This window comes from Klebsiella sp. Sb-30 (assembly GCF_057652795.1).
This window is the reverse complement of record NZ_CM172749.1, coordinates 867123-883558: the sequence shown is the minus strand read 5'-3', so window position 1 is coordinate 883558 and position 16436 is coordinate 867123. Positions and strand designations below refer to the sequence as shown.

18 protein-coding genes and 1 tRNA gene are annotated in these 16436 nt (G+C 55.1%); 6 read left to right on the top strand and 13 right to left on the bottom strand.

Annotated elements, in window-relative coordinates:
* Nucleotides 1-425: 425 nt before the first annotated feature.
* From AC236I_RS04275 to actS, 4 genes are all read right to left on the bottom strand, one after another.
* Entirely contained in the window at nucleotides 426-920 is a 495-nt protein-coding gene (locus tag AC236I_RS04275) for an HNH endonuclease (RefSeq protein WP_004867334.1), read from the bottom strand.
* Nucleotides 921-1041: 121 nt separating this feature from the next.
* Entirely contained in the window at nucleotides 1042-1428 is a 387-nt protein-coding gene (locus AC236I_RS04270) for a VOC family protein (RefSeq protein ID WP_004867336.1), read from the bottom strand.
* Between the two features lie 342 nt (nucleotides 1429-1770).
* Nucleotides 1771-1844 (bottom strand) — tRNA-Gly (locus AC236I_RS04265).
* 80 nt (nucleotides 1845-1924) lie between these two features.
* Nucleotides 1925-2647 carry an amidase activator ActS gene (gene actS / locus AC236I_RS04260; protein WP_015585788.1) on the bottom strand — a complete coding sequence of 241 codons (723 nt, stop codon included), beginning with the start codon at nucleotides 2645-2647 and terminating at the stop codon, nucleotides 1925-1927.
* Between the two features lie 231 nt (nucleotides 2648-2878).
* Between actS and idi the strand changes: the two genes are divergently transcribed.
* Nucleotides 2879-3433, top strand: coding sequence for an isopentenyl-diphosphate Delta-isomerase (gene idi, locus AC236I_RS04255; RefSeq protein ID WP_015585787.1), 555 nt, complete (start codon nucleotides 2879-2881; stop codon nucleotides 3431-3433).
* Nucleotides 3434-3550: 117 nt separating this feature from the next.
* Here the strand turns inward: idi and lysS are convergent, their stop codons facing one another.
* From lysS to xerD, 5 genes are all read right to left on the bottom strand, one after another.
* Nucleotides 3551-5068 (bottom strand): lysine--tRNA ligase, encoded by a 1518-nt coding sequence (gene lysS / locus AC236I_RS04250; RefSeq protein ID WP_004867343.1) that lies wholly within the window; start codon nucleotides 5066-5068, stop codon nucleotides 3551-3553.
* A 9-nt stretch (nucleotides 5069-5077) separates the two neighbouring features.
* A protein-coding gene (gene prfB, locus AC236I_RS04245) for a peptide chain release factor 2 (RefSeq protein ID WP_099001586.1) occupies nucleotides 5078-6176 on the bottom strand; the annotation gives its coding sequence in 2 pieces (ribosomal slippage) (nucleotides 5078-6100 and nucleotides 6102-6176; 1098 coding nt in all).
* Between the two features lie 122 nt (nucleotides 6177-6298).
* A complete protein-coding gene (gene recJ, locus AC236I_RS04240) occupies nucleotides 6299-8032 on the bottom strand; it encodes a single-stranded-DNA-specific exonuclease RecJ (protein WP_015585785.1) in 1734 nt (577 codons plus the stop codon).
* A gap of 5 nt (nucleotides 8033-8037) precedes the next feature.
* On the bottom strand, nucleotides 8038-8751 hold the full coding sequence (gene dsbC / locus AC236I_RS04235) for a bifunctional protein-disulfide isomerase/oxidoreductase DsbC (RefSeq protein WP_004867349.1): 714 nt from the start codon (nucleotides 8749-8751) through the stop codon (nucleotides 8038-8040).
* Between the two features lie 22 nt (nucleotides 8752-8773).
* A complete protein-coding gene (gene xerD / locus AC236I_RS04230) occupies nucleotides 8774-9670 on the bottom strand; it encodes a site-specific tyrosine recombinase XerD (RefSeq protein ID WP_032718225.1) in 897 nt (298 codons plus the stop codon).
* Nucleotides 9671-9847: 177 nt separating this feature from the next.
* Here xerD and fldB point away from each other — a divergent pair, with 177 nt between their 5' ends.
* Nucleotides 9848-10369 (top strand): flavodoxin FldB, encoded by a 522-nt coding sequence (gene fldB, locus AC236I_RS04225; RefSeq protein WP_004867353.1) that lies wholly within the window; start codon nucleotides 9848-9850, stop codon nucleotides 10367-10369.
* Nucleotides 10370-10376: 7 nt separating this feature from the next.
* Here fldB and AC236I_RS04220 read toward each other — a convergent pair whose 3' ends face one another.
* Nucleotides 10377-10787, bottom strand: coding sequence for a protein YgfX (locus AC236I_RS04220; protein WP_004867355.1), 411 nt, complete (start codon nucleotides 10785-10787; stop codon nucleotides 10377-10379).
* On the bottom strand, nucleotides 10768-11034 hold the full coding sequence (gene sdhE / locus AC236I_RS04215; protein ID WP_004867358.1) for an FAD assembly factor SdhE: 267 nt from the start codon (nucleotides 11032-11034) through the stop codon (nucleotides 10768-10770). The genes AC236I_RS04220 and sdhE overlap by 20 nt, the downstream gene beginning before the upstream one ends.
* A 296-nt stretch (nucleotides 11035-11330) precedes the next feature.
* Between sdhE and ygfZ the strand changes: the two genes are divergently transcribed.
* Nucleotides 11331-12314, top strand: coding sequence for a tRNA-modifying protein YgfZ (gene ygfZ, locus AC236I_RS04210; protein ID WP_015585783.1), 984 nt, complete (start codon nucleotides 11331-11333; stop codon nucleotides 12312-12314).
* Nucleotides 12315-12435: 121 nt separating this feature from the next.
* On the opposite strand, the gene trhA is transcribed toward ygfZ, so the two are convergent.
* The gene (gene trhA / locus AC236I_RS04205; protein WP_004867362.1) at nucleotides 12436-13095 is read right to left on the bottom strand and encodes a PAQR family membrane homeostasis protein TrhA; all 660 of its coding nucleotides are present in this window, start codon (nucleotides 13093-13095) and stop codon (nucleotides 12436-12438) included.
* A 161-nt stretch (nucleotides 13096-13256) separates the two neighbouring features.
* A complete protein-coding gene (gene yqfB, locus AC236I_RS04200; protein ID WP_004867365.1) occupies nucleotides 13257-13568 on the bottom strand; it encodes a N(4)-acetylcytidine aminohydrolase in 312 nt (103 codons plus the stop codon).
* 49 nt (nucleotides 13569-13617) lie between these two features.
* Between yqfB and AC236I_RS04195 the strand changes: the two genes are divergently transcribed.
* The 3 genes from AC236I_RS04195 (at nucleotide 13618) to AC236I_RS04185 (ending at nucleotide 16393) form a co-directional block, all read left to right on the top strand.
* Nucleotides 13618-14346, top strand: coding sequence for a MurR/RpiR family transcriptional regulator (locus tag AC236I_RS04195; protein WP_015585782.1), 729 nt, complete (start codon nucleotides 13618-13620; stop codon nucleotides 14344-14346).
* Between the two features lie 119 nt (nucleotides 14347-14465).
* The gene (locus AC236I_RS04190) at nucleotides 14466-15899 is read left to right on the top strand and encodes a 6-phospho-beta-glucosidase (protein ID WP_004867372.1); all 1434 of its coding nucleotides are present in this window, start codon (nucleotides 14466-14468) and stop codon (nucleotides 15897-15899) included.
* Between the two features lie 134 nt (nucleotides 15900-16033).
* Complete coding sequence (locus AC236I_RS04185; RefSeq protein ID WP_004867377.1) at nucleotides 16034-16393, top strand: hypothetical protein; 360 nt, start codon at nucleotides 16034-16036, stop codon at nucleotides 16391-16393.
* The last annotated feature ends 43 nt before the right edge of the window (nucleotides 16394-16436 follow it).

Here is a 16436-nt window from a genome sequence, read left to right as displayed (position 1 = left end):
CATCTTTTAGATGAAAAGTCGACAAACGTCTACTTTTATAGATTTAAAGTTGGCTGACAACAAAATGTGATTGACATCTCAAATGATAACAATGAATGCAATTATATGTTTATAAACAACAAGTTGAACAAACAGATATTCATACTCAAGGCTGAGGCGCGCTGCGAATAAAACGCGATAAAAAGTAGGGTAAATACGAGGTTGGTCTTCGCGACAGGGGAAAGTATCGATAAGTCACACTCTTGATTATTTAGTCACAGAGTGACGTTCACATATGCAACCGATGCCAGGCCGGACAGAAACCGGTATGACGCAACGACTGCATCAAACACGACGCTTTGCGCGCATTTTTAGGGTATTTTTCCTGCGATTCGCAGAGCCCTGACTCCGAACCAGGGGATAAAAAAGCGCACCCAGACCGGCTGCTAACGCCATTTAATTTCGTCGCGGTTGCCTTTTGCAAGATTACATTCGTGGCATAACAGCTGGAGGTTATCCAGGCGCAGCGCCAGATGCGGGTATTTACTGCGGGGCCGAATATGATCGACATGGATGACCACCCCATGTTTTGCCGCCGAACGCCCGCAGGCACTACAGGCACCGCCATATTTTTTGAGTGCCTGATAGCGAAGCGCGCGCCACTCTCTGGACTGGTAGAACGCAGCAGAGGCGTTCACGTCTTTTTCCTCTGTCCTGGCCTGTTGCCGCCGGTTGACCGACTGAAACAATCCCTCGTCATCTTCATCTTTCGTTGCGCGATTGACGCGACGGTACAGCGGACCTTCACCTTCCCTGCGCCCCCAGACATCGCGCTCTGGTTTGGCGTTTATGGGTTCCGTTTTATACAGAGTCCGGGTCAGCATTTTCACGCCTAGATACAAAAGCCATATGACACAGACGACGACGATAAACGACCCCATTTCTCAATCTCTTCAATAACCTGACGTGATGCAGAATAGCAAATATCCGCACTCAACGCCTGGAGTTCTGCCGCCGACAGGGCCACCTGAACCGCCGCTCTGTTCCACGAGAGCCCTCAATCTATGGCCAGTCGCGGTTCTGAAGCACCACCCGATAACCGTCATCATCGACAAATGTTTTGCCGTTGGTATCCCAGTAGGGATTAAACGACCTCATCGTACGAAAGCCCGCCGCCGTCATTCTGGCGCACGCCTGCTGCCAGGCTGCTTTATCGGGGTAATAGAGCACGAGCAGATCTTCATCGGTCGGCGCAGGCTGACGCGGATGATCGTGACAGTGGGTGAACTCAATATGCCAGGCCAGCTCCGGACGGCCCACCATTATCCCACTAAAGCCGGCATGGTCGGTAAAATCCGCAATTCGTTGGAGCTCTAATCCCTGGCTGTACATGGTGCAAGCGCGCGCCAGGTCGGTGACGGGTCTGGCAATACGCATATGGCTGAACATGATAACGGGCTCCCGCGGGTCAAATTAAGTTTCCGGAATGGACAACACCGACCCTACTGTACCCGGATTTCAGATGGCTATTTGTCGAGAAAAGCCGTTGTTTTAATAGGAGGGGATGAAATGACAATGCCCGGTCAGGCTTTTTCGTTTGCGTTTTGCTATCGCGGCGTCAATCTGGAACCGTCGCCGAGTTAAGTTAAACGTTCATCTAACCGTAACTTTCCGTGACAACTGCCGGTGTATTTTTGAGCGCTAAAACGAGAGGCTGATATGCAATACAATTTCAGAAACTTGTTTCAAAAACAGTATGTTATCTAAGATATGTTATCACAGGAGAAATTCTGGAGCGGGCGAAGGGAATCGAACCCTCGTATAGAGCTTGGGAAGCTCTCGTTCTACCATTGAACTACGCCCGCGTTGAGGTGCGAGGGCCATTATAGACCTTACGCACCGTCTTACAAGACTGAATCACGCTAACTGCTGATAAAATAACCTCTTAGCACTTTGGCTTACTGCCCTGCGGCGGTAAATAGCGCTGTGGATCGATAGCCGTCGCCCGGTAGCGAATCTGGAAATGCAGGCGCACGGAATCGGCGTCGCTACTTCCCATCGTGGCTATCTGCTGACCAATCTTCACGTTCTGACCGTTATTGACCATCATTTTGTCATTATGGGCATAGGCGCTGATGTAATCCTCACCATGTTTAATCATGATCAGATTACCGTAACCGCGGAGCTGATTACCGACGTACACCACTTTACCCGCCCCTGCCGCATAGACCGGCTGGCCGCGCGTGCCGGCAATATCAATCCCCTTATTACCACCATCATTTGATGAATAAGGCAGGATAACTTTACCGTTGGTCGGCCAGCGCCAGCAGCGTTGCCCCACCGGTGGCCAGGAGACCGGCGGCAGCGTGGCCGGCGGCTTGCTGGCCGCGGTGCGCTTACCGGCGCTGCTCTTCCCGGATGAACCGCCCTTTGTGGCGCCCGAGGCCGGATTCAGCTTCAGACGCTGTCCAACCTCAATAGTATACGGTGGGGAGATATTATTCAGTCGGGCCAGATCTTTAATGCTGGTACCGGTTGTCCGGGAAATACGGTACAACGTATCGCCGCGTTTCACGGTGTAGACGGAACCGGAATCAGATGAACTGGAACATCCTGCAATCACCAGGCTGCTGACCAACATCATCATGATAAAAAAGCGTTTTCTCATCAGGCGTCCTGCACTCAGCACAGCTCTCATCTCGTCACAACGGACAACTATCATACCAGCCCGCAGGCAGATCCCCAATCGATACGCTTGCGTTGTCGGATTCGTGTTTCCCCGTCTGCAGCGCCCGAAGCGTGTTTTGGTAATGCCTTTCGAGCGGTTATCGGCTACCCTAGTGCCGAGTGTGTGACCAGGCGAGCGTATGCCGGGTCATTTTTATTATCAGGAGTTGTCATGACCGGGGAACATGTCATTTTGCTCGATGAGCAAGATAAGCCTGTTGGCAGGCTGGAAAAATATGCCGCCCATACCCTTAATACCCCTTTGCACCTCGCCTTTTCCTGCTGGTTGTTTAATGACCACGGCCAGCTGCTGGTGACGCGCCGTTCACTGGGTAAAAAAGCCTGGCCCGGGGTCTGGACCAACTCCGTCTGCGGACATCCCCAGAGCGGAGAGACGTTTGAACAGGCCGTGACGCGGCGCAGCCGTTTTGAACTGGGCGTTAACATTGCCAACATCGCCTCCGTTCATCCGGCGTTTCGTTACCGGGCGGTGGCCCCAAACGGAATTGTCGAAAACGAAGTCTGCCCGGTTTACGCCGCACGCATTATCAGTCCGGTGCTGGCCAATAGCGACGAGGTCATGGACTATCAGTGGTGTGAGCTGGAAGATTTACTGCAAGCGCTGGCGCTCACCCCGTGGGCCTACAGTCCGTGGATGGTGCTCGAAGCGGCTGACGATAATGCCCGGCAGGCGTTGAGAAACTATGTCGCGCAGCTGCGCTATTAACGGTCTTGCCGGATAGCGGTTTTTCGCCGCCTGTCCGCATCCTCCCGCGACTCGCGCAGCGGGGCACAAACAAAAAACCCCGGCCTGTAGCCGGGGTTATGTTTTTGACGGTCGCTCTTATTTAACCGGGCGCATTGCCGGGAACAGGATGACGTCGCGGATGGTATGGCTGTTGGTAAACAGCATCACCATACGGTCAATACCGATACCCAGACCGGCGGTCGGCGGCAGGCCGTGTTCCAGCGCGGTCACGTAGTCTTCATCGTAGAACATGGCTTCATCGTCACCAGCGGCTTTCGCATTCACCTGGTCCTGGAAGCGCTGCGCCTGATCTTCCGCGTCGTTGAGCTCGCTGAAGCCGTTACCGATTTCACGGCCGCCGATAAAGAACTCAAAGCGGTCGGTAATTTCCGGGTTCTGGTCATTACGACGCGCCAGCGGAGAGACTTCCGCCGGGTATTCGGTGATAAAGGTCGGCTGAATCAGGTGCGCTTCCGCCACTTCTTCAAAGATCTCCGTCACGATACGGCCCAGACCCCAGCTCTTCTCAACGTGAATGCCGATAGACTCTGCAATCGCTTTTGCGGAATCGAAGTTATCCAGATCCGCCATCTCGGTTTCCGGACGGTATTTCTTGATAGCTTCACGCATGGTCAGTTTTTCAAACGGCTTACCGAAGTCGAAGGTCTGATCGCCATAAGGAACCGCGGTGTTGCCCAGAATATCCTGCGCCAGGGTACGGAACAGGGATTCGGTCAGCTCGATCAGATCTTTATAGTCCGCGTACGCCATATAGAGTTCCATCATGGTGAACTCTGGGTTATGACGCACGGAGATGCCTTCGTTACGGAAGTTACGGTTGATTTCGAATACGCGTTCGAAGCCGCCCACAACCAGACGCTTCAGATACAGTTCCGGCGCGATACGCAGGTACATGTCCATATCCAGCGCGTTGTGATGGGTGATGAACGGACGGGCAGACGCGCCGCCAGGGATCACCTGCATCATCGGGGTTTCGACTTCCATAAAGCCGCGACCGACCATGAACTGGCGGATACCGGCCAGAATCTGGGAGCGAACCTTAAAGGTCTTGCGGGATTCGTCATTGGAGATCAGATCCAGGTAGCGCTGACGGTAGCGCGCTTCCTGATCCTGCAGGCCGTGGAATTTGTCCGGCAGCGGGCGCAGGGCTTTGGTCAGCAGACGCAGTTCGGTGCAGTGGATAGACAGCTCGCCGGTTTTGGTTTTAAACAGCTTACCGCGCGCCGCGATGATATCGCCGAGGTCCCATTTTTTGAACTGCTCGTTGTAGACGCCTTCCGGCAGATCGTCACGCGCGACGTACAGCTGAATGCGGCCGCCGACATCCTGCAGAGTGACGAAAGAGGCTTTACCCATAATACGGCGGGTCATCATACGACCAGCAACGGAGACTTCAACGTTCAGTGCTTCCAGCTCTTCGTTTTCTTTCGCATCGAAGTCAGCGTGCAGTTGGTCAGAGGTATGGTCACGACGGAAATCGTTCGGGAACGGGATACCCTGCTCACGAAGCTGAGCCAGCTTTTCACGACGGGCTTTCAGTTCATTATTAAGGTCAATTGCCGCGTCAGCGCCCTGTGCTTGTTGTTCAGACATGTTGGTTCCTCATAACCCTGCTTTCAAACTTGCTTCGATAAATTGATCCAGGCTGCCGTCAAGCACGGCCTGAGTATTGCGGGTTTCCACCCCGGTGCGCAGATCTTTAATGCGGGAGTCATCCAGCACGTAAGAACGGATCTGGCTGCCCCAGCCGATGTCGGATTTGGTATCTTCCATCGCCTGCTTCTCGGCATTTTTCTTCTGCATTTCCAGCTCATAAAGCTTGGCTTTCATCTGCTTCATGGCCTGGTCTTTGTTCTTGTGCTGTGAACGGTCGTTCTGGCACTGCGTCACTAAGCCGGTCGGAATGTGGGTGATACGCACCGCGGATTCCGTACGGTTAACGTGCTGACCACCCGCACCGGAGGCGCGGTAAACGTCAATGCGCAGGTCCGCCGGGTTGATTTCGATATCAATATCGTCATCCACTTCCGGATAGACAAATGCGGAGCTGAAGGAGGTGTGGCGACGGCCGCCGGAATCGAACGGGCTTTTGCGCACCAGGCGGTGAACGCCGGTTTCGGTACGCAGCCAGCCGTAGGCGTAATCGCCGATAATCTTGATGGTCACGGACTTAATGCCCGCCACTTCACCTTCTGACTCTTCAATAATCTCGGTCTTGAAGCCGCGCGCTTCGGCCCAGCGCAGATACATACGTGTCAGCATGCTGGCCCAGTCCTGGGCTTCCGTACCGCCGGAACCGGCCTGAATATCGAGATAGCAATCGGCGCTGTCATACTCGCCGGAGAACATGCGGCGGAACTCAAGCTGCGCCAGTTTCTCTTCCAGCACGTCAAGTTCGGCAACGGCTTCGTTGAAGGTCTCTTCGTCTTCGGCTTCGACAGCCAGCTCCAGTAGTCCGGAAACATCTTCCAGCCCCTGGGACATTTGATCCAACGTCTCGACGATGGCTTCCAGTGAAGAACGCTCTTTACCCAACGCCTGTGCGCGCTCAGGTTCGTTCCACACGTCCGGCTGTTCCAGCTCGGCGTTTACTTCTTCCAGACGCTCTTTCTTAGCATCGTAGTCAAAGATACCCCCTAAGAACGTCAGAGCGCTCCGTGAGGTCCTGAATGCGGTTTTTTACCGGATTTATTTCAAACATGATCGATTTTCTTTTAATGGATTCGACAAAATGCGGTGATAAGAGCGGAATTGTACCGGATCCCCGCTCTCTTTTATATATACTTCGGCTTTCCGTCAGCCTGTTTGTTGACGGCTTTTTCGTCAGACCGGCCAGAGATGGTCAATGATAAGCTGCAGGCTGCGGTTGCCTCGGAACTCATTAATATCGAGCTTATAGGCCAGAGTGACTTCGCGTACGCCGTTATCCGGCCAAATCGAAGTATCAACGTTGAAGGCAATCCCGTCCAGCAGCGGGCCGCCGCCAACCGGTTCGACCATCACTTTAAGATGTCGCTCGCCCACCAGGCGCTGCTGTAACAGGCGGAAACGACCGTCAAACAGCGGCTCCGGGAACATCTGTCCCCAGGGTCCCGCCTCACGAAGCAGATGCGCAACTTCCATGCTCATCTCAGCCGTTTCCAGCGGGCCGTCAGAGATCACTTCTCCCTGCAACAGCGCCGGATCCAGCCACTCGGTGACCAGTTCGCCGAAACGCAGCTGAAACTCCTCAAAACGCGCCTCTTCCAGCGACAGCCCCGCCGCCATCGCATGGCCGCCGAACTTGAGAATCAGCCCCGGATGCAGCGTATCAAGGCGCTCAAGCGCATCGCGCATGTGCAACCCCTGGATAGAGCGCCCGGAGCCTTTTAACAGCCCGTCGCCGGTTGGGGCGAAGGCGATAACCGGGCGATGGAAACGCTCTTTAATCCGTGACGCCAGAATCCCCACCACGCCCTGGTGCCACTGCGGATGATACATCGCCAGCCCCCCGGGCAGCGTGTCGCCGCTGCGTTCCAGCTGCTGGCACAGCGTGAGCGCCTCCGCCTGCATCCCTTGCTCAATCTCTTTGCGCGTCTGGTTCAGCGCATCCAGTTCATTAGCCAGCATCCGCGCTTCGCCGACGTTATCACACAACAGCAGCGCCACGCCGACCGACATATCATCCAGCCGGCCTGCCGCATTCAGCCGCGGTCCCAGGGCAAACCCCAGGTCGCTGGCGGCCAGCTTTTGCGGATCGCGGTTGGCAATCTCCAGCAGCGCTTTGATCCCCGGACGGCACTTACCGGCACGGATACGGCTCAGCCCTTGCCAGGTGAGAATGCGGTTATTGGCATCCAGCGGCACAACGTCAGCCACCGTCCCGAGCGCGACCAGATCCAGCAGTTCGGCAAGATTCGGCGGCGTGATGCCCCGTTCTTCAAACCAGTTTTTATCGCGCAGGAACGTGCGCAGCGCCAGCATCAAATAGAACGCTACCCCGACGCCGGCCAGCGATTTCGAGGGGAAATCGCAGTCGCGCAGATTGGGGTTCACAATGGCTTCCGCTGCCGGCAGCGTCTCACCCGGTAGATGGTGATCGGTCACGACCACCGGGATCCCCAATGCGTGGGCACGATCGACGCCGGCATGGGAAGAGATGCCGTTATCCACGGTCATAATCATCTGCGCCCCGCGGGCGTGGGCCTGATCGACTACTTCGGGGCTTAACCCGTAGCCATCTTCAAAACGATTTGGCACCAGATAGGAGACATTGCTGTAGCCCAGCGCGCGCAGCGCCAGCACGCTCAGCGCGGTACTGGTGGCGCCATCGGCGTCAAAATCACCGACCACGACGATATGCCGCTCTTGCCTGAATGCGTCGTAGAGCATCTCAACGGCTTTTTCGATGCCGTTCAGCTGCGTCCACGGCAGCATGCCTTTGACGCTGCGTTCGAGCTCCTGGGCATGCAGGACGCCGCGGCTGGCGTACAGCCGCTGCAGCAGCGGCGGCAGGTCGGCGGGGAGCTCAGCCCCTTCAACCACCTCACGGCGGCGTAGTTGTATCTGTTGTTTCACGCGAATTATTTACCGCTTGTCTGTTTTTGATGCTCATCAAGGAAGGCTTTCAGCTCTTTCGGCCCCTGATAACCCGGAAGCACGTAGCCGTTGCTCAGCACCATCGCCGGCGTGCCGTTAACGCCGAACTGCACGCCAAGCGTGTAGTGTTTGCTGATATCGACCTGGCAGCTCGCCGGCTGAATACCTTTACCGCTCATCGCGTCATCCAGCGCTTTGTTACGATCTTTGGCGCACCAGATGGCTTTCATATCCTGCTCGGTCTGGCTTTGCAGGCCCTGGCGCGGGAAGGCCAGGTAGCGAACGGTAATTCCCAGCGCGTTATAGTCGCTCATCTCTTCGTGCAGCTTGTGGCAGTAGCCGCAGGTGATGTCGGTGAAAACGGTGATAACGTGTTTTTCCTGCGGCGCTTTATAGATAATCATCTCTTTTTCCAGCGCGTTCAGCTTGCCCACCAGCAGCGCGTTGGTGACGTTTACCGGCTGTGCGCCGCCGACATCATACATCGGCCCCTGGATGACGTGTTTACCGTCATCGGTCACATACAGCACGCCGCTGTCGGTCAGTACGGTGCTCATTCCGGCAACCGGCGATGGCTGAATATCCGTATTCTGTACGCCCAGTTTAGCCAGCGACTGTTTGATAGCCGCGTTATCCGCATGGGCCGCACCGGACAGCGTCGCCGCCAGCAGCGTAAACATCAATAAACCTTTTTTCATACTCAGTCCTTTTATTCAGCACTCACGCCCGCGGGTGGTGCTGTTGATGAAGTTGTCTCAGACGCTCGGTCGCGACATGGGTGTAGATCTGCGTCGTTGAGAGATCGCTGTGTCCCAACAGCATCTGTACCACGCGTAAATCTGCGCCATGGTTAAGTAAATGCGTGGCAAACGCATGGCGTAAAACGTGCGGGGAGAGCTTCGCGCTATCTATTCCGGCCAGCACGGCATAGTGCTTAATCCGATGCCAGAAGGTCTGGCGCGTCATTTGCTGCGCGCGCTGACTTGGAAAAAGCACATCAGATGCCACGCCGTTCAGCAGCCAGGGGCGCCCGTACTCCAGGTAGTTCTCAACCCACAGCACCGCCTCTTCGCCAAGCGGGACCAGCCGTTCTTTGTTCCCTTTACCCACCACCCGCAGGACGCCCTGACGCAGGCTGATGTCGCTCATCGTCAGGCCCACCAGTTCCGACACGCGCAGGCCGGTCGCGTACAGCACCTCAAGCATCGCTTTATCGCGGAGTTCCAGAGGCTGCTCGACCAGCGGCGCCTGCAGCAGACGTTCGACCTGAGCCTCACTCAGATCTTTCGGCAGCCGCTGCGGCAGTTTCGGTGACGCCAGCAGCGCGCTGGGGTCATCCGGACGAATTTTCTCCCGATAGAGGTGCTGGAAGAAACGGCGCACGGCGCTCAACAGCCGCGCGGTACTGGTGGCTTTATAGCCGCCCGTTTGTCTCTCGGCCAGCAGCGCCTGAAGATCCTCGCCGCTGGCGCTAACCAGCGATAACTCGCGATGATGCAGCCATTCCAATACCATCGTCAGATCCCGACGGTAGGCGCTCAGCGTATTTTCCGCCAGATTGCGCTCCAGCCACAAGGCATCAAGAAACTGTTCGATTCGTGCGAGATCCTCTTTCACATCGCCCTCTTTGCTCGTTAAAACGGCTTCAGTATACCCAAATAAGTGGCCCGGCTGGCAAAAACGGCGGCGCTGTTTTTTCCCGGCCGGCTGGCGGAACAGCTTAAGTATGCGGCTGACGGCGGCTTTCTGATAAACTAGCCGCAAAATCACCGCATGAATTGAGATGTTTACGCCATGAACATAGGTCTTTTTTACGGCTCCAGTACCTGCTACACCGAGATGGCAGCGGAGAAGATCCGCGATATCATCGGCCCGGAATTAGTGACGCTGCATAATCTGAAAGATGATTCCCCTTCCCTGATGACACAGTATGACGTGTTGATTCTCGGTATCCCGACGTGGGATTTCGGCGAAATTCAGGAAGACTGGGAAGCCGTCTGGCAACAGCTGGACGCACTGGATCTGCAGGATAAAATTGTGGCGCTGTATGGCATGGGTGACCAGTTGGGTTACGGCGAATGGTTCCTTGACGCACTGGGAATGCTGCACGACAAACTGAGCGCCAAAGGCGTTAAGTTTATCGGTTACTGGCCGACGGAAGGTTACGAATTCACCAGCCAGAAACCGATTATCGCCGATGGCCAGCTGTTTGTTGGCCTGGCGCTCGATGAGACGAACCAGTATGACCTGAGCGACGATCGCATCCAGAACTGGTGCGAGCAAATCCTCGGCGAAATGGCTGAGCAGTTCGCCTGACAGGCTTTTACTCCTGTGCCGGTTTTTGTAACACCAACCGGCGCAGATCTCGCCACTCTTTGGCGTCCATACTGTCTGCAGCGATCCACAGATGCTGGCGGCGACGCGTTTGCATATCCTGCAGACGCAGCAACATCCCGCTATTAATCACCCACGGCGTGCCGACAATCTCCCATTCCGCTTTTTGCCAACGCAAACGCGAATCGGTCATCAGCTTTATTTCCCCCCGACAGGCGTGGATCCGCCGCTGGCTGCGCACGCTGTCGAACACCACCAGCGACAGCAGCAATAGCCATAGCGGCGTGTAGCTCAGCGGCCAGGGCATCAGCAGCACAATAGCCGCCACAATGCCGTGCAGCAGCAGCGAGAACCACTGTGAGCGCCAGGAGATGCGTAAATCAGATTGCCACAGGACCACGTTCCCGATTCCGAGTCTGGATTAATTTTACCATCCGTTGCAGTTGCGCATCAGCCGGTTCGCCATGATTCATCAGCCAGTTAAACAGATCCGGATCGTCGTTTTCTAACAGACGGATAAACAGCTGTTTGTCTTCATCGCTGAGCGTATCGTACTCATACTCGAAAAACGGCATGATGGAGATATCAAGTTCACGCATACCCCTGCGGCATGCCCAGTGGATGCGGGCTTTATTCGTAATGTCCATGTTGTCCTTCCAGCATAAAGAGAGTCTTACGCGCCCTTCAGGTCGCCGAAGCGCTGCCTGACAAGACGTTGTTGATAGGTTAGTTTAACCCGTTTTTTGCACTTACTTTACAGCAATATCGAGAACAGAGAACGCCATTCCACAAAAACCATATTTAAAATATGGCTTTATCTTTCTCCTTTGTTTCCCCGTTTGTGCTTTCAGGGCACAAATGGCCTGCCAAAAGCACTTGCATTGCACCATAGCTCTTTTACCATTAGCTATTCACTCTGCGTTAAGCTATTCAGGACATGACTATGGCTTTTACACCTTTTCCTCCGCGTCAGCCTTCTTCTTCCTCTCGTCTGCCGTTAACGCTGATGACGCTGGATGACTGGGCGCTGGCAACGATTACCGGTCAGGATGGCGAGAAGTATCTGCAGGGGCAGATTACCGCCGATGTCAGCGCATTAACCGACGATCGGCATCTGCTTGCCGCGCACTGCGATGCCAAGGGCAAGATGTGGAGCAATCTGCGGGTTTTCCGCCGCGACGGTGGTTTTACCTGGATTGAACGCCGCAGCCTGCGCGATTCCCAGCTCGCTGAACTGAAGAAATATGCGGTGTTCTCTAAAGTGACCATTGCCGCCGATGATGAACACGTCCTGCTGGGCGTTGCCGGTTTCCAGGCCCGCGCCGCGCTGGCGCCGCTGTTCAGCGAACTTCCGGGCAGCGACAAACCGCTCGTCAGCGACGGCGTGACCAGCCTGCTGTGGTTTGAACATCCGGCGGAGCGCTTTCTGCTGGTGACCGATGTGGCAACCGCCACCCGCGTAACCGACGCGTTGCGCAGCGATGCGCAGTTGAACAACAGCCAGCAGTGGCTGGCGCTCAACATCGAAGCCGGCCTGCCGGTCATAGACAGCGCCAACAGCGCGCAGTTCATCCCGCAGGCGACAAACCTGCAGGCATTGGGCGGCATCAGCTTTAAGAAAGGCTGCTATACCGGTCAGGAAATGGTCGCCCGGGCGAAATTCCGCGGTGCGAACAAACGCGCCCTGTGGTATCTGGCCGGGAAAGCGAGCCGCGTCCCGGAAGCCGGAGAAGACCTTGAGCTGAAGATGGGTGAGAACTGGCGCCGGACCGGCACCGTGCTGGCAGCTGTGCTGCTGGATGATGGTCAACTGCTGGTGCAGGTCGTGATGAATAACGATATGGAACCAGACAGCGTCTTCCGCGTGCGCGATGATGCCGGTACATTAAGCATCGTTCCGCTGCCCTATTCACTGGAAGAGAGTTAAAGCGCGAAGATCGCCTTAACGCTGCCAGGCTCTTCAGGCGGCAACATCCCGGACTGTGCGGTGCTGTCGTTTCGGCAAGCGCCGCACCGCCGGGAAATTCCCCGCCGATGCGGCCTCTTATTTATACCTGACCGACGTACAAATAAATGGCCAGGAAGTGACATACGCTGCCGCCCAGCACAAAACCGTGCCAGATTGCATGGTTATAAGGAATGCGCTTGCAGACGTAGAAGATAACCCCCAGCGAATACACCACGCCCCCGACCGCCAGCAGCGTTACCCCCCCAGCCGCCAGTTTGATCGCCAGCTGATAAACCACGATCAGCGACAGCCAGCCCATCGTCAGATAGGTCACCAGTGAGAGGACCTTAAAGCGGTGCGCAATGGTGAGCTTAAACAAGATCCCCAGCAGCGCCAGGCTCCAGATGACCACCATCAGGCCGCGCGCAAGCGGTGAATTGAGCCCTACCAGTAGAAAAGGCGTATAGGTTCCCGCTATCAGCAGATAGATGGCGCAGTGATCGAATTTTTTCAGCCACAGCTTGGCTCGCTGATGGGGAATTGCATGATAGAGGGTAGAGGCGAGGAACAGCATAATCATGCTGCCGCCGTACAGGCTATAGCTGGTAATCGCCGTTGCGCTGGCGTTGCTGTCGACCGCCTGCACCAGCAGGAGGACGAGGCCAACGATGCCAAATACCAGCCCGATACCGTGACTGATGCTGTTGGCGACTTCCTCTGCCAAAGAATAACCCTGTGTGATTAATGGTTTGCGAACCATATTTGACTCCGAAAACAAGAACGCTTTCAATGCTCACCTAGGGTAACTGAGAATGATTCCAGTGAACACCTGTTAGCTAAAATAAAAAGATTAATATTTGTAAACACTATAAAATCATAATGTTACATTAAAATTTCAACTAACAGTCGTTCGCTGTTTTATCAAAGCCTTTTGAATTCAATAACATAAAACTGGTCTTCGCCTGGATAGATCTCCGCAATGACCTGACGCAGCTGCGCGAGGGTCATATTCTCCTGTTCGGCGTGACGTTCCGTGAGCGTATCGAGCGTTACCGTGGACGTCGCCACCACGCTTATCGTGCAAAAATAGCCGTCATCTTCATAGCGGCCAACGCGCAGCACGTCGCCGGTTTTAAAATGCGACTCGGCGGCATTACGAATGGTGATGGTTTTGCGCCCGGCGAGGATGTCGTCCTGAAAGCGCTGAAAAAAGGTTATGTCATTCGGCTGCATGATATAATTCCATCCTGGTCATTATGAATTGTGAGTTATTACTGTGAGTATGTTCTCCCACGCCGCGATCGCCAGTCTCAATAATCTTGAGATGATGGTCTACCACTACGTCATTAAGAATCGTGACAAAGTGATGTATATGACCATCCGCGAGCTGGCAGAAGCCGCCGGGGTCTCCACGACCACCGTCCTGCGCTTTTGTCGCAAACTGCAGTGCGAAGGCTACTCGGAGTTTCGCGTCCGCTTTAAATTATATCTCGAGCAGAACCACCCACAACAGGCAAATATCGGTGCCAGTGAAATAATGAGTTTTTTTAAAAGCGTCAACAATGACGAATTTGATAATTTACTCGATCGTGCCGTCGATATTATTCTCGCGTCAGAACGTATTATATTTGTCGGCGCCGGTACCTCCGGCGCGTTGGCAAAATATGGCGCACGCTTTTTCTCCAACGTCGGGAAATTCAGCAATCATATCGACGATCCTTATTTCCCGGTCACCAACGACATGGCGCGTAACGCGCTGGCGATCGTTCTTTCCGTTTCCGGGGAGACCGAAGAGATTCTCCGCTTCGCCAGCCAGTTCAGCCTGCACAACTGCAAAGTAATGTCGGTGACCAGCCATGAACACTCCCGACTGGCGAAGCTGGCAGACTTCAACCTCTCCTGGCACGTCCCGCAAACGCGCATCGGCGGCGTGTATGATATTACCACCCAAATTCCGGTTATTTATATTCTGGAGTCCCTGGGGCGTAAATTAGCACGTAAACTCGCCTGAAAATAACACCCTGTTTTTTCGATGTAACATATTCCAGCTGAGGGAAATTGTTATATCGTGACATTTATATTCCCTTTGTTAGACTCGTAAACAGATGCTATTTGATGAGACGAGCAAAGATGAAAAAAATCACCTTACCGAAAGACTTTTTATGGGGCGGTGCGGTCGCGGCGCACCAGGTGGAAGGCGGCTGGAATAAAGACGGCAAAGGCCCGAGTATTTGCGACGTGCTGACCGGCGGCGCCCACGGCGTACCGCGCGAGATTACCCACCAGGTAGAGCCGGGTAAATATTACCCGAACCACGAAGCCATTGATTTCCACGGCCGCTACAAAGAAGACATCAAGCTGTTCGCCGAGATGGGCTTCAAATGTTTCCGCACCTCCATCGCCTGGACCCGCATCTTCCCGCTCGGCGACGAAACTCAGCCGAACGAAGAGGGGCTGAAGTTCTATGACGACATGTTCGATGAGCTGTTGAAGTACAACATCGAGCCGGTGATCACCCTCTCCCACTTCGAAATGCCGCTGCATCTGGTGCAGCAGTACGGTGGCTGGACCAACCGCAAAGTGGTGGATTTCTTTGTGCGCTTCGCCGAAGTGGTCTTCGAGCGCTATAAGCACAAAGTAAAATACTGGATGACCTTCAACGAGATCAATAACCAGCGCAACTGGCGCGCCCCGCTGTTCGGCTACTGCTGTTCCGGCGTGGTCTATACCGACTACGAAAACCCGGAAGAGACCATGTACCAGGTGCTGCATCACCAGTTCGTTGCCAGCGCGCTGGCGGTGAAAGCGGCGCGACGCATCAATCCGCAGATGCAGGTTGGTTGCATGCTGGCAATGGTGGCGCTCTATCCGTTCTCCTGTAAGCCGGAAGACGTGATGTTCGCCCAGGAGTCGATGCGTGAACGCTACGTCTTTACCGACGTGCAGCTGCGCGGCTACTACCCGACCTATGTTCTCAACGAGTGGGAGCGCCGCGGTTTTAACATCGTGATGGAAGCGGGCGATGAACAGATCCTGCGTGAAGGCACCTGCGATTACCTCGGTTTCAGCTACTACATGACCAACGCGGTCAAAGCGGAAGGCGGCAGCGGCGATGCCATCTCCGGCTTCGAAGGCAGCGTGCCGAACCCGCATGTCAAAGCCTCCGACTGGGGCTGGCAGATTGACCCGGTGGGCCTGCGCTACTCGCTGTGCGAACTGTACGAACGCTATCAGAAACCGCTGTTTATCGTTGAAAACGGCTTCGGCGCCTACGACAAAGTTGAAGAAGACGGCAGCATCAACGACGACTACCGTATCGACTACCTGCGTGCGCATGTGGAAGAGATGATCAAAGCGGTGACTTACGATGGCGTCGAACTGATGGGCTATACCCCGTGGGGCTGTATCGACTGCGTCTCCTTTACCACCGGCCAGTACAGCAAACGCTACGGCTTTATCTACGTGAACAAACATGACGATGGCACCGGCGACATGTCCCGCTCGCGTAAGAAAAGTTTCAACTGGTATAAAGAGGTCATTGCCAGCAACGGCGAAAATCTCTGATTCCCTCTCAGTCGCGCCCTCGCCTCGCCAGAGGAGAGGGCGCTTGCCGGTCTTACAGACACTTCTTTACAGCTTTAACATTGCTAAAACGCGTTCGCCCGATAAGATAAGCCTCGTGAATCACAGAGGCGAAAATGATTAAGCGACAGCGGAAAGCCATTCTTCTTGTAGCCCTTGCCTGTCTGGTGGTGCTGGTATGCACCGCGCAGCGTATGGCCGGGCTGCACGCGCTGGTCATGAATGCTACCGCCGTGACGCAATCGATCCAGCAGGGTGAGGATACGGCCGAAGCGCCGGTAACTCCCTGCGAGCTGAGTGCGAAATCACTGCTCGCCGCCCCGCCGGTGCTGTTTGAAGGCGCGCTGTTTGCCGTCGCGCTACTGCTCACGCTGCTGGCGGCAATACCGCCGCGCATTGTCCGCCTCTGGCCTCCCCGCGTTATTTCCCCTCCCCGGCTACGGGTGCATTTGCGATTGTGCGTCTTCCGTGAATGAGGATTTCCCTGACAGTTCAGGTTAATCAATCATTTACGGAGAA

Bases quoted from the DNA above. Each gene is read 5' to 3' on its own strand.
- AC236I_RS04275 (WP_004867334.1), bottom strand. From the start codon at position 920: ATGGGGTCGTTTATCGTCGTCGTCTGTGTCATATGGCTTTTGTATCTA.
- AC236I_RS04270 (WP_004867336.1), bottom strand. From the start codon at position 1,428: ATGTTCAGCCATATGCGTATTGCCAGACCCGTCACCGACCTGGCGCGC.
- actS (WP_015585788.1), bottom strand. From the start codon at position 2,647: ATGAGAAAACGCTTTTTTATCATGATGATGTTGGTCAGCAGCCTGGTG.
- idi (WP_015585787.1), top strand. From the start codon at position 2,879: ATGACCGGGGAACATGTCATTTTGCTCGATGAGCAAGATAAGCCTGTT.
- lysS (WP_004867343.1), bottom strand. From the start codon at position 5,068: ATGTCTGAACAACAAGCACAGGGCGCTGACGCGGCAATTGACCTTAAT.
- dsbC (WP_004867349.1), bottom strand. From the start codon at position 8,751: ATGAAAAAAGGTTTATTGATGTTTACGCTGCTGGCGGCGACGCTGTCC.
- fldB (WP_004867353.1), top strand. From the start codon at position 9,848: ATGAACATAGGTCTTTTTTACGGCTCCAGTACCTGCTACACCGAGATG.
- sdhE (WP_004867358.1), bottom strand. From the start codon at position 11,034: ATGGACATTACGAATAAAGCCCGCATCCACTGGGCATGCCGCAGGGGT.
- ygfZ (WP_015585783.1), top strand. From the start codon at position 11,331: ATGGCTTTTACACCTTTTCCTCCGCGTCAGCCTTCTTCTTCCTCTCGT.
- trhA (WP_004867362.1), bottom strand. From the start codon at position 13,095: ATGGTTCGCAAACCATTAATCACACAGGGTTATTCTTTGGCAGAGGAA.
- yqfB (WP_004867365.1), bottom strand. From the start codon at position 13,568: ATGCAGCCGAATGACATAACCTTTTTTCAGCGCTTTCAGGACGACATC.
- AC236I_RS04195 (WP_015585782.1), top strand. From the start codon at position 13,618: ATGTTCTCCCACGCCGCGATCGCCAGTCTCAATAATCTTGAGATGATG.
- AC236I_RS04190 (WP_004867372.1), top strand. From the start codon at position 14,466: ATGAAAAAAATCACCTTACCGAAAGACTTTTTATGGGGCGGTGCGGTC.
- AC236I_RS04185 (WP_004867377.1), top strand. From the start codon at position 16,034: ATGATTAAGCGACAGCGGAAAGCCATTCTTCTTGTAGCCCTTGCCTGT.